Origin of the sequence: Iodobacter sp. CM08 (genome assembly GCF_033446605.1) — a bacterium.
GTDB lineage: Bacteria > Pseudomonadota > Gammaproteobacteria > Burkholderiales > Chitinibacteraceae > Iodobacter.
Genome location: NZ_JAWQUO010000003.1, coordinates 125166 through 137235, shown reverse-complemented (window position 1 = coordinate 137235; position 12070 = coordinate 125166). Strand labels below are relative to the sequence as shown.

Here is a 12070-nt window from a genome sequence, read left to right as displayed (position 1 = left end):
TACGAGGAGTTCATTTTATGGCAAAAATAAAAATCAGTAAAGAAAACTTTCACAGTCCTGACGATGTAGATTTTATAATAAAATTAGCGGCAGTTGGAAGTACTCTTTTTTTTCTTATTGGTTTAGGTTTATCTGCAACCTTATATAGCGATGACATTGGAGTAGAAAATAACGACTGGTCAATTGGCGTGTGCCTATTAGTAATAAGCTTATTAATTCTTACATATTTATTTTTTTCAAAAAAAACACCACTAACAACAAAATGGGCTGGAGCAACTATCGTTGTTTTCTTTTCTGCATCATACCTTTTCACTAATTCTGTTATAAGTCCTTATATCTTCACCCCTTTGTCATGGCAGTTAAAATTAACTGGGTTAGTTATAGGAATTGGTTCTAATATTTGGTGGATGCTATATGCTGCAAAAAATATACATAAAATATTTTACGATCCAGAATTAAGAGCAACTTTATTCAAAGAGGAAGACAACATATTTGTATACAAAAATGGCATACATCAAACCATTATAGAGAACAAACTAAAGCGTCATTACTTCCCCCACCCAATGCTGTGGATAATATTAATTCCGCTTCAGCCATTTTCTTTTTTCATACACAAAATAATTATAAATAGCTCCGGGCTGAGTGTTTTCTCAATATTTCTTTCCGCAATCTCACTGCCATTATCATTAATGTTTAATGGATTGATTGTAAGCTTAATTCTTATATATTTTTATTACCCATCCATATTAAAAAAGACGACAGGAAAAGAAGTGCATGTGATTTAAAAAATAGGAATTTTTAATAAATACCTTCCTATTTATGTCTCTTTCTCAAACAAAGCCATATGTCGTATAGCTGGTCTATACTGTAGGGGAGCAGCAAGCAGCTCCCCTACAAGGGATCTCTCTGACAAACAACAAAAAAATGCGAAAAAGGTACAATCAGTAATTTAAGTTATGGGAAAACTAAAAAAAAGAAGAATGCCTTTTCACAGCTCAGATGATATCGACTAAGCGACTAAGCGACTAAGAATAAAGAATAAGAATAAGAATAAGAATAACTGGGGTCAGAGTAACAGAATAACTGGGGTCAGAGTAAAGTTAAATCCGCTTGCTTCAGCTCTGATGGTATGAAACATAGCAGGAATTAAGTTTGCCCTGCCCCAGATATTTATTGCCCCAGCGCGTAGCAGATAATCACCCCGCCCTGCCCCCCCTCTCAGAAGAAATAATTAAATAAATAAGGCAGCTAATACATCTATGGAAACATCCATCATCACCCAGATTATTACCGCTTCATCAGTATTATTTGGTGTCGCACTGACTTCGTTTGCTCAGTCGCGGACTCAACGGAGAAATCAACAGTTTCAGTACTCCCTTGAAACAGAAAGACATGCACGTGAAGAAATCAAAAGCGAAAGGGCACTCGCACTTGACCGGCTCGCAACGGCTCATCGACAGTTAAGCGCTATTGGCCGAGAGTTTTCCATCACAAATCTCGACATTATTTGGCGTGCAAAGATGGAAGACCTTGAATACGACCAACGATACTTGAATGTGTGTCAAGAAGTTGATGAATTGCGCGTCATCGCTGGCCTATATGAAACATCAATAGGCAAAGATGTCGAACATATCTACGGCCAGATGAACATATTTTGGGGAAGCTTTAAGAACGTGCTTCGCTTAACGGCCCTAGGGGAGAACGTAGCATCTAATATCTCAGGCTTGGACAAAGCTCACGCCGCCGCTCTAGAAATTGAAAATAAAACAGCCTCGATTAAGCACCAACTAACAGAACTAGCGAAACAATATTAAGTAGGAGTCTGAAACAACACAAAAACAGGGGGGTAACTTTCAGGTGAAACCGTAAAAATAGCGCTAAATAGGGGGAATCTTGAGGTGATTATTTTATGTGCAACAATCGGCAAGAAATCCGCAAATAGTGCAAGCTTTCATCGGGGCATTTTTTACCGTTTAGGGACATATCTGGCGGGGCTTGAGCCTTCATCATGCAGGTGCATAAAAAATAGTGTGTTAAGTGAATAAAGTGAATAACTAGAATAGAATAACTAGGGTCAGAGTAAAGTTAAATCTGCTTGCTTCGGCTCTAAGGATATGAAACATAGCAGGATTTAACGTCACACCTGCTCACTAACCGCCGTCGCATAAGTGCCCTTTTGCTAGGCTAGCAAGTTTTACATCGAGCTGTACGTGGTCTGCTTTAGCTGAAGCTTTTTTATACGGCCAGCTGCATAGCTGCAGTGATCAATCTTTACCCCACCTTCAATAACTGCGATAAATCCAAAGCCGAGCGCACGCCCATTTTGGCGAAGACGTTGGCGCGGTGGACTTCTACCGTGCGGATGGCGATTTGCATTTCGTCGGCGATTTGTTTATTGAGCTTGCCTTGTAAAATCCAATCCATCACTTCTCGCTCACGAGGGGTAAGCGAGCCAAGGCGTTTTTCTAGTAATTGTTGGTTGTTTCGCAGCTGATGGCGGCCAATCGCTACATCTAGCGCATCATTAATCCGCTCCAGCAATTGTTTTTCGCTACATGGTTTTTCTAAAAAATCGAACGCGCCTTGGCGTATGGCTTGCACTGCCATCGGGATATCACCGTGACCAGATAAAAACAGCACTATCAGCTCACTGCCCATTTCATACAGCAGCTTAAATACATCTGGCCCACTTAAGCCAGGCATGCGCACATCCAGCAGCACCACGCCTTCACTTTCTGGATGAATCTCGGCCAAGAGCTGCTCGCCACTCGCAAAAGAATGCACGCTATAGCCATGCGAGAGCAGTAGCAAGCCTAGTGAATCGCGCACGGCGATATCGTCGTCGACTAAATAAACAGTTTTCATCGCGGTAAGCTCATATAAAAATAGGTGCCGCCTTGCGGGTGGGCTTCAAACCAAAGTTTGCCTTGGTGCTGCTCTAAGATAGAGCGGCAAATATTTAAGCCTATGCCCATGCCTAGCGATTTGGTGGTGAAAAAAGCATCAAATAAGCGGTTGGCTACTTCGGGTGGAATGCCCGCGCCACGGTCACACACCGAAAGATACACGCCATCCTTATCGCAAGAGGTTGCCAGCCATACATCGCGGCGGCTTTGTGGTTGCTCTCCGCTGGCATCCAGCGCATTGCGTAATAAATTAAGCACCACCTGCCCCAAGAGCACGTCATCAGCATGGATTTGCGGTAAATCGGCCGCCAAATTAAAGTGCAAACGCACGCCTTGGCTGCGTGCGCTGGCATCGATTAATTCAAAAGCATTGCTCGCAATATCATTCAGATCGCAGTAAGAGCGAAGTGGTGTGCGCTTTTGCACAAACTCGCGAATACGCTTAACCACGGCGGCGGCACGCTGGGCTTGCCCAGCAATTTTGCTAAGCGTTGAATCCAACATTTCCTGATTATTTTGATTAGCAAACTGGCGGGCGGCGCTGGCGTAGTTGCTCATGGCCATTAGCGGTTGGTTTAACTCATGAGCCAAGGTGGATGCCATTTCACCCATAGTAATCAGCTTGCCCGTATGGCGGAGCATTTCTTCCTGCTCTCTTTCCCGTGCTTCGGCTGCTTTTAAGGCCGTGATATCGACCACCGAACTCATCCAGCCACGCTGCTTACCCGTAGCATCAATCAACGGCGTGGTGTAAACACGCGTCGCCACCAAATGGCCATCACGATGGCGCACCATCGATTCAAACCCTTCGTGCGGGGCGAGGCCACTGAGCACAATATCGTTTTGTGCCTGATGCCCTGCAATATCTTCCTGCTTCCAGTATGGGTAAGGCGGCAGCTTGCCGATCAACTCTTCCGCGCTATAACCTACCATGCCGCAAAAAGCTGGGTTTACATAGACAATACGCCCATCCATATCGCGGGCGCGCATCCCTACCGAGAGTGAGTCTTCCATGGCGGTGCGAAACGCATGCTCTTCACGCAGGGCGTTTTCTGCTAAAAGCCGCGCCTGCATTTGGCGGCGCAATCGCCACCAGCTAAATAATACGATCAAGGCTAAAGCCACCACGCTCGCCGTCAGTAGCTTTTGCACGAGGCCGGTAGGATGACGATAAGCCGTAATACGCAGCAACATGCCGCTGCCTAAAGAATCAAAGGGCAGTTGATAGCTCAAGTTTTCATCATCGGCAGTAATGCTAGATTTGCTCGCCAACTCATGCCCATCCGCATTCAATATTGCAAGGCGATACTTGTAAGCAAACCACCACGGCACTTGCTGCTGCAATAGCTGTGGCAAGGCTATGGTTGCGATTAATTCCTGATCGTGATCGGCAATCAGCAGCGCCACCATCCCTTTGGATTGGCTGGGTACGATATAACTAGGGCGGCGATTAGAACGGGTCAGCAATAAGGCATCGCGGCTCACTTCATTGGTCAGCACCTGCCCATAATTAAGCAGCTGCTGTTTAGAGCTGAGATGAATCCCGGTAATCGCCGAATTTGCGCCAATAATCAAACGCGCCCGATCCCGAAACTCCGCCTCAGAGAGATCGCTATCTATCGCCTGCTCCAGCAAGGCCGCCAAGCGCTCTTCTGATTGCCCCAGCACAAAACGCAGGTTTTGCTCTACCCACAACACATCATTAATCAGCACTAAGCGGGCTTCTTCATGCTCGCCATGACGTAAATAGGCAAATAAACCGAGCACCGTCACCACAAACAACAGCAGTGCCAGTCTTGGAACAAACCATGGGTGCGCGCTTAGACGCTTTGAAATAGTAGTCAGTAAATGCATGCGCTAATGCTAGCACAAGCCTTTCATAAGCTTACTGTGGTTTACCACAGTCGTGACAACCACAATTGAAAAGATGATCTCGCTCGTCAACAATCATCAATACATTCAACAGCTTTGGAGATTGTAATGCGTACTTTTCTAGCGGCCATCTTGGCACTTACTATCACTTCTTCCTTTGCGGCCGAAGCGCCGATCGTGATCAAGTTCAGCCATGTGGTTGCCGTGGATACCCCCAAGGGCAAAGCTGCTGATTACTTTAAAAAAATAGCCGAAGAGCGCACCAAAGGCCGCGTCAAAGTAGAGGTTTATCCAAACAGCCAGCTCTACAAAGACAAAGAAGAAATGGAAGCGCTGCAATTAGGCGCAGTACAAATGCTGGCCCCTAGCCTAGCCAAATTTGGCCCACTGGGCGTGAAAGAGTTCGAAATTTTCGATCTGCCGTATATTTTTGATAACTATGCAGAAGTCGATAAAGTCATGAAAGGCCCGATTGGTGCCAGACTATTTACCAAGCTGGAAACCAAGGGCATTAAGGCGCTGGGCTTCTGGGAAAACGGCTTTAAAAACTTCTCTAGCAATAAAGCCGTGCGCACGCCTGAAGATTTACGCGGCATGAAAATCCGCATTCAATCATCCAAAGTACTAGATGAAGAAATGCGTACCTTGGGTGCATTGCCGCAGGTGATGGCGTTTTCTGAGGTTTACCAAGCGCTGCAAACCGGCGTAGTGGATGGCACCGAGCTAGAGCCATCCAACCTCTACACCAGCAAAGCTTTTGAAGTGCAAAAAAACTTAACCCTAACTGGCCACGGCTTCTTGGGTTATGCGGTGATTGTGAATAAAACTTTCTGGGAAAGCCTACCGGCAGATATTCGCACCATCCTCACCACGGCGATGAATGATTCCTCCACTTACGCCAATCAGATCGCCAAACAAGAAACCGATAAAGCGCTTGCCGCCATCAAAGCCAGTGGCAAAACCACCATCTACACCCCAACTGCAGCCGAACGCGCGGCTTTTCGCAAAGCGCTCATCCCCGTCCACCAAAAAATGGCCTCCCGCTTTGGCCAAGATTTGCTGACAGAGATTTACAAAGAGACAGCGTTTAAACCGGTTGAATAAAGAACTTGTGGGGTAGATGTTCACCGCGTGGGCATTAAAACTTGCCCACCCTACGAAAATACTTCCTAGCCCCGCTATCGGCATAGGGCTTAAGAGTCCCCTTGAAGCACGCCGAAACGAGGAACAAGCGGGGTGGAGTAGTCGTCAATTCGTGTTTGAGCGAAGCGAGTTGAATTGACGCCACCTCGATTGTCCGCAGTGAGGGGCCTTCGTGCTGGTCGGGGCGGCCTTCTTTTGGTTCTTTTCTTGGCCGTTCAAGAAAAGAACGCCCCCGCGGTGGCTACCGCTCCTTAATCACCGTGCCGAAGGCACTAAAAAGACTTTTTTGACCTTACTTAGCAATCAATAAAAACGGCGGCTTCCACCCGCCCAACGAGGGGCAAACAGCTCCTCTAAATAAAACCACCGTCCCTTCGGAGACTTTCATGAAAATACTCGATCACCTTGAAGAGTGGCTGATTGCCTCGCTGATGGCGGTGGCAACGCTGGTGATTTTTATTGCCGTGGTGCATCGCTACGCCTCTGGCGCTCATTTGCCCGTGATACAAAACTGGCTGCTCAGCATCAACCTTTCTTGGGCTCAAGAGCTGTGCATTATTTTATTTGTTTGGATGGCTAAATTTGGCGCGGCCTATGGAGTGCGTACCGGCATTCACGTCGGTGTCGATGTGATGATTAATCGGCTAGAGCCTAAGTATCGCACCGCCTTTGTCATGATCGGCCTGCTTGCTGGTGCACTATTTACCGGCATTGTTGCCATCCTCGGCACGCAGTTTGTGTGGGGAAATGGCGCGCATTACGCCTTTAGCCATGCTTTTGGTATGGCAATGGGCAATCTCTACGAAGGCCCAACCACGCCAGATCTAGAGTGGCCAACGTGGATGGTGTACAGCGCAATTCCACTAGGCACCAGCCTGATGTGCTTCCGGTTTTTACAAGTTGCCACCGCCTTTATGCGTACCGGCGAGCTGCCTCACCATGACGTGGCCCACGTTGAAGGCTTAGAAGAAGAAGGAAAACCAGCATGAGCAACACGCCCAGCCTTATCCCTGTTGCAGAGGCAAACTGGTCTATAAAAATCCCTGCCCTGTTATTTGGCTCCCTCGCCATTATCGCCATCGTGGGTGGCAAAAAAGCCGTTGTGTTCTGCTTACTGCTGGCGCTGATGGCCACCGGCATGCCGATCTCCATCGCGCTGGGGCTGACCGTACTCACCTTCTTATTTACCATGACCAATGTGCCTATCGAATCAGTGGCGCTGAAATTGTTCACGGGGATAGAGAAGTTTGAAATTATGGCGATTCCCTTCTTTATTCTGGCCGGTAATTTCTTAACCCACGGTGGGGTCGCCCGCCGCATGATCGATTTTGCCACCAGTATGGTGGGCCACTTTCATGGTGGCTTGGGCCTTGCTGGTGTGTTGGCCTGTGCACTTTTTGCAGCAGTTTCTGGCTCTAGCCCTGCCACAGTGGTGGCGATTGGTTCCATCCTCTTGCCCGCCATGATTAAGCAGGGCTTTCCTCGCCAGTTTGGCGCAGGCGTGATTACCACCGCCGGTGCGCTGGGAATTTTGATCCCCCCATCCATTGCCATGGTGATGTTCTCGGTAGCGACCAATACCTCGGTGGGTGCGCTATTTATGGCAGGGGTGATTCCAGGGCTGCTACTGGCGTTTTTCTTGGGGCTAACAACTTGGTGGCGCGCACGTAAATTTAATTATCCACGTATGCCTAAAGCCACTGCAGGCGAGCGCTGGGCTGCTTTTCGCCGCTCGGTATGGGGGCTAATGCTAATCGTATTGGTGCTGGGCGGGATCTACACCGGCGTATTTACCCCAACCGAAGCCGCTGCCATTGCCGCCGTTTACGCCTTTATCATCGCCGTATTTGTTTACCGCGATCTACCGCTAAGCCGCGTACCCAAAGTGCTGCTGGATTCGGCCAGCATGAGCGCCATGCTGCTCTACATCATTACCAACGCCGTATTGTTCTCGTTTGTAATGACCAACGAAGGCATTCCGCAAGCCATGGCCGATTGGCTGCTAGGCATGGGCCTTGGCCCGATCACCTTCTTGCTGGCGGTAAATATCCTGCTGCTACTTGCGGGTAATGTGATGGAGCCATCGTCCATCATCCTGATCATGGCCCCTATCCTTTTCCCTGTAGCGGTTAAGCTGGGTATCAACCCTATCCATTTTGGGATTTTGATCACTGTAAATATGGAAGTCGGCATGTGCCATCCACCGGTAGGCCTGAATCTATACGTGGCTTCCGGTATTACCAAGATGGGCATTACCGAGCTCACCATCGCCGTCTGGCCATGGCTGCTCACCATGCTAGCCTTCCTGATGCTCATCACCTATGTGCCCGCCATTTCGCTATGGCTACCAACGGCAATGGGCATGATGTAATCCCTTACTGACAAGTAAACCACACAGGCCCCAGTCGCATTGATAGCGACTGGGGCCTGTGTTAGTTTTGATTCCCCCTTGCTGAGAAAAACGCTAATGATCCAATCCCGATATCAAGCAAGAATCAACGCCCTATTAGCCAGCGGCCAGCGCAAATTACTCGGCATCGTTGGCCCGCCCGGATCGGGCAAATCCACATTGGCGCAAGAGATTCAGCGTCTTTATCCAGAACAAAGCATCGTGGTGCCTATGGATGGCTATCATCTGGCCAATAGCGAGTTAGCCCGCCTTGGCAAAGCAGAGCGCAAAGGCGCAGAAGATACCTTTGATAGCGCTGGTTTTGCTGCTCTGATTCAGCGCTTAAAAACCCAGCCAGCAGGCGAAACCATCTACGCCCCCGAATTTCGCCGCGAAATCGAAGAACCCATCGCCAACGCCATTCCTATTCAGCCAGAAAACCAGCTCATCATCGTCGAAGGCAATTACCTGCTGCTCAATACTGGCCATTGGGCCAAATTACACAACTTGCTCGATGAAACTTGGTATGTAGACGTAGACCACGCGCTCAGAGAGTCCCGCCTTATCCACCGCCATATGCAATTTGGCCGCAGCGAAGCCGCAGCTACCGACTGGGCTCACAACACCGACGGCCCCAATGCAAGTCTGATTGAGGCCAGTAAAGAACGGGCAGATTTAATATTTAGCTGGGATTAATCTGCAGAAACAAGATTGCCCTGCGCAATAAATCATTCATTTGTCATTAAATGCAAGTTTAAGGTAAGCTAACATCATTCCTTAGTTTAAAGTTTCTTGCTATGCACCGCATTCTTACTTTAATAGCTTTAATATTATTTGCCTCGCTCACAAGCTCAGTTTTTGCTGGCACAAATCTGCACGATAATGAAATCAGCAAAGACGACTCTACTGGCTCAAATATCAAAAAAACTAGGCTTTGGAATGGGCTGCCATTAAATAAACGCTATCACGAGCTGAGTGATGATGAGAAAGCCAGCCTTAACCGCGCCTATGAAAAAATCAATCTAGGTGATGAGCCCCCCTACCCTCAAGATGGATTACGGCAAATTGTAGAGGCTGTGGATCAAATTGCGAAAAAGCTACACCCCACGGGCAAGCTGCAATTGTTAGTTGATATCGATGAGCAGGGCAAAGCCAACAATGTTAGCGTACTCACCTCACCCAACCCACAATTAGCCGAGCTAGTTGCCTCCGTTTTATTACTCAGCCCATTTAAACCGGCAATCTGCAGCGGCCAGCCCTGCAAGATGCAATACCCGTTTAATTTGGTTTTTGAAAAGAAATTAAGGTAATACAGCGATTAAATAGTTTGCAAAATCAGATTAATAAGCACAGCAGATGATTTTCAGATCATGGCAAAGCTTTGGGTATAATCGAAGCACGAAAATATTTCTGGACTAAGCTATGTTGCGTCGCCTTGATTCTCGTTCTGCTGATTTCCAATCTCAACTCTCCCAGCTACTGGCCTTTGAAACCTCGCAAGATCCTGAGGTAGACAGCCGTGTGGCGGCGATTTTGGCCGACGTCAAAACACGTGGCGACGCGGCCGTATTGGAATACACCCAGCGCTTTGATGCCGTACCCGCACAAAGTATGCAAGAACTAGAGCTTACGCAGGCCGAGCTAAAAGCCGCTTTCGAGCGCCTACCTGACGTGCAAAGAGATGCGCTGGTGGCCGCAGCAGAGCGAGTACGCAAATATCACGAGCACCAAAAAATGGCGTCTTGGCAATACACCGAGGCCGATGGCACGGTGTTAGGGCAGCAGGTGACCGCCTTAGATAGAGTGGGGATTTACGTACCGGGCGGCAAGGCATGCTATCCATCGTCGGTGCTGATGAATGCCATTCCCGCCAATGTGGCCGGTGTGGCCGAAATTATCATGGTGGTGCCCACCCCGCGCGGTGAAAAAAATGATCTAGTGCTGGCCGCCGCCTTTGTCGCCGGTGTTAGCCGCGCCTTCTGTATTGGCGGCGCGCAAGCCGTGGGCGCGCTGGCTTTTGGTACCGAAACCGTGCCTGCTGTGGATAAAATCACCGGCCCTGGTAACGCCTATGTGGCCGCCGCCAAACGCCGCGTGTTTGGCGTGGTTGGCATTGATATGGTGGCTGGCCCTTCAGAGATTCTGGTGATTTGCGATGGCACAACCGACCCAGATTGGATTGCGATGGATTTATTCAGCCAAGCCGAGCACGATGAAATCGCCCAAGCGATTCTGCTTTGCCCTGATGAAGATTTCATCCAGCAAGTTGCCGCCAGCATTGAAAAGCTACTCCCCAGCATGCCACGCCAAGACATTATTCGCGCCTCGCTCACTGGCCGTGGTGCGCTTATCTTAGTTAAAGATTTACATGAAGCTTGCGAAATTGCCAACTATATCGCCCCAGAACACCTAGAATTGTCTATAGCTACCCCAAAAGTCTACCTACCTGAGCTGCGCCACGCGGGTGCAATCTTTATGGGGCGATTTACCAGTGAGTCTTTAGGCGATTATTGTGCCGGGCCAAATCATGTATTACCCACCGCCCGCACCGCCCGTTTTGCCAGCCCGCTGGGGGTATATGACTTTCAAAAACGCACAAGTTTGATTGAGGTTTCCGAGGCCGGTAGCCAAACCTTGGGCCGCATCGCCAGCACTCTTGCTCATGGCGAAGGCCTAACAGCCCATGCACGATCTGCGGAATATCGTTTAAAAGATTGATATGTAAGAAACGTGTGGCGGGTTAGGCAAGCTATTTTGGTTTACCATCCCCCGCTCAGACCCAACCTTAGGGGGCCTCTAAAAACCTATATTTCTAAATAAAACAAGGCGCATTTTAAAAAAACCGACGCTGCATATGTTTGATATGTAAGGAGATTTTTTTAAAACGCAACGCAGTATTATGACGAAAGATGAGTTTTTCGAGGTTCCCCTTAATAAAACAGCGGACTCAAACCGCCCATAAGCAGATTAATGAGCACCGAGCAAACCCAGCAACTGATCGAACAACTTGAAATGAAGATTAGCTCATTTCAATACGTGCTCGCCTATCGCAATATTTTTGTGATTAGCTTTTTTAGCTCGGGCGAAATCTTAGATCACAATTATCCTTCACACGAAACCGCCACCCAACTCGATCATTTCAGCTTTTTAATTGGCACCGATAATCTGGCGGCCATTAAAGCGCTGATTAAAACCTCCGTCAGTGGCTCGGATGGTTGGAAATTTTTTAATCGTGATTTAAAACTGCATTTATTTAGGGTGCAGCAAAATCTGTGGCAGATCGAAGTAGGATCAATCGAAGAAGAAAACGATAGCCACTATCCAAACCCAGATTTTGCTAAATTCTATAGCCTGACCGAAACGCTAACCGAATTCCGAGAATGGCAAGATAGTGGCGAAATTGATGAGGTATTAGAGCGCATCCGCAGCCAACACTTGCCGCAAATCCGCCAAGTGAAAGCCACTATTTCTGATCCTATTTTAATTATGTGCCTCGATTTAATCGAAGGGATTGTGGCATCGGCAATCAATGACAATGGCGAGATTGATAGCAGCCTATACGCCCTGCTCACGCCTTCTGAAGTGCAAGTGGCTAAGTTTATTAAGGTTGGCATGTCTACCAAAGAAATCGCGCAAAGCTTAAGCGTGGCCTCTAAAACAGTTGAAAACCACCGCAATAGCCTAAGAAGCAAATTAGGGATTACCAACAAAGGTATTAATCTGCGTAATTACCTAATCAGCTTATCCAGTTAAGCATAAA

11 protein-coding genes are annotated in these 12070 nt (G+C 48.0%); 9 read left to right on the top strand and 2 right to left on the bottom strand.

All coding sequences use genetic code 11. The annotated features are described in order from the left end of the window. Positions 1–17: 17 nt before the first annotated feature. Positions 18–785 (top strand): hypothetical protein, encoded by a 768-nt coding sequence (locus R6242_RS02470; protein ID WP_318423343.1) that lies wholly within the window; start codon positions 18–20, stop codon positions 783–785. A 474-nt stretch (positions 786–1259) separates the two neighbouring features. Next, positions 1260–1814: a hypothetical protein gene (locus R6242_RS02465; protein WP_318423341.1), complete on the top strand. Its 555-nt coding sequence runs from the start codon at positions 1260–1262 to the stop codon at positions 1812–1814. A 457-nt stretch (positions 1815–2271) separates the two neighbouring features. On the opposite strand, the gene R6242_RS02460 is transcribed toward R6242_RS02465, so the two are convergent. Together R6242_RS02460 and R6242_RS02455 are read right to left on the bottom strand one after the other, a co-directional pair. After that, a complete protein-coding gene (locus tag R6242_RS02460) occupies positions 2272–2865 on the bottom strand; it encodes a response regulator transcription factor (protein ID WP_293931956.1) in 594 nt (197 codons plus the stop codon). After that, on the bottom strand, positions 2862–4760 hold the full coding sequence (locus R6242_RS02455) for a sensor histidine kinase (protein ID WP_318423337.1): 1899 nt from the start codon (positions 4758–4760) through the stop codon (positions 2862–2864). The genes R6242_RS02460 and R6242_RS02455 overlap by 4 nt, the downstream gene beginning before the upstream one ends. A 126-nt stretch (positions 4761–4886) precedes the next feature. On the opposite strand from R6242_RS02455, the gene R6242_RS02450 reads away from it, so the two are divergent. The 7 genes from R6242_RS02450 to R6242_RS02420 all read left to right on the top strand — a co-directional run bounded on the left by R6242_RS02450 (position 4887) and on the right by R6242_RS02420 (position 12063). Then, entirely contained in the window at positions 4887–5882 is a 996-nt protein-coding gene (locus tag R6242_RS02450) for a TRAP transporter substrate-binding protein (protein ID WP_318423336.1), read from the top strand. Positions 5883–6307: 425 nt separating this feature from the next. Further along, positions 6308–6910, top strand: coding sequence for a TRAP transporter small permease (locus R6242_RS02445; protein WP_318423334.1), 603 nt, complete (start codon positions 6308–6310; stop codon positions 6908–6910). Next, positions 6907–8292, top strand: a complete 1386-nt coding sequence (locus R6242_RS02440) for a TRAP transporter large permease subunit (RefSeq protein ID WP_318423332.1) — start codon at positions 6907–6909, stop codon at positions 8290–8292. The genes R6242_RS02445 and R6242_RS02440 overlap by 4 nt, the downstream gene beginning before the upstream one ends. 96 nt (positions 8293–8388) lie before the next feature. After that, complete coding sequence (locus R6242_RS02435) at positions 8389–9006, top strand: nucleoside/nucleotide kinase family protein (protein WP_318423331.1); 618 nt, start codon at positions 8389–8391, stop codon at positions 9004–9006. Between the two features lie 101 nt (positions 9007–9107). Beyond that, entirely contained in the window at positions 9108–9620 is a 513-nt protein-coding gene (locus R6242_RS02430; protein ID WP_318423329.1) for an energy transducer TonB, read from the top strand. A 112-nt stretch (positions 9621–9732) separates the two neighbouring features. After that, a complete protein-coding gene (gene hisD / locus R6242_RS02425) occupies positions 9733–11028 on the top strand; it encodes a histidinol dehydrogenase (protein WP_412099445.1) in 1296 nt (431 codons plus the stop codon). A 252-nt stretch (positions 11029–11280) separates the two neighbouring features. Next, on the top strand, positions 11281–12063 hold the full coding sequence (locus tag R6242_RS02420; protein ID WP_293932208.1) for a helix-turn-helix transcriptional regulator: 783 nt from the start codon (positions 11281–11283) through the stop codon (positions 12061–12063). Positions 12064–12070: the final 7 nt, after the last annotated feature.

What these genes read in the sequence shown, in the direction of transcription:
- R6242_RS02470 (WP_318423343.1), top strand. Translation starts at nt 18, where the DNA reads ATGGCAAAAATAAAAATCAGTAAAGAAAACTTTCACAGTCCTGACGAT.
- R6242_RS02465 (WP_318423341.1), top strand. Translation starts at nt 1,260, where the DNA reads ATGGAAACATCCATCATCACCCAGATTATTACCGCTTCATCAGTATTA.
- R6242_RS02460 (WP_293931956.1), bottom strand. Translation starts at nt 2,865, where the DNA reads ATGAAAACTGTTTATTTAGTCGACGACGATATCGCCGTGCGCGATTCA.
- R6242_RS02455 (WP_318423337.1), bottom strand. Translation starts at nt 4,760, where the DNA reads ATGCATTTACTGACTACTATTTCAAAGCGTCTAAGCGCGCACCCATGG.
- R6242_RS02450 (WP_318423336.1), top strand. Translation starts at nt 4,887, where the DNA reads ATGCGTACTTTTCTAGCGGCCATCTTGGCACTTACTATCACTTCTTCC.
- R6242_RS02445 (WP_318423334.1), top strand. Translation starts at nt 6,308, where the DNA reads ATGAAAATACTCGATCACCTTGAAGAGTGGCTGATTGCCTCGCTGATG.
- R6242_RS02440 (WP_318423332.1), top strand. Translation starts at nt 6,907, where the DNA reads ATGAGCAACACGCCCAGCCTTATCCCTGTTGCAGAGGCAAACTGGTCT.
- R6242_RS02435 (WP_318423331.1), top strand. Translation starts at nt 8,389, where the DNA reads ATGATCCAATCCCGATATCAAGCAAGAATCAACGCCCTATTAGCCAGC.
- R6242_RS02430 (WP_318423329.1), top strand. Translation starts at nt 9,108, where the DNA reads ATGCACCGCATTCTTACTTTAATAGCTTTAATATTATTTGCCTCGCTC.
- hisD (WP_412099445.1), top strand. Translation starts at nt 9,733, where the DNA reads ATGTTGCGTCGCCTTGATTCTCGTTCTGCTGATTTCCAATCTCAACTC.
- R6242_RS02420 (WP_293932208.1), top strand. Translation starts at nt 11,281, where the DNA reads ATGAGCACCGAGCAAACCCAGCAACTGATCGAACAACTTGAAATGAAG.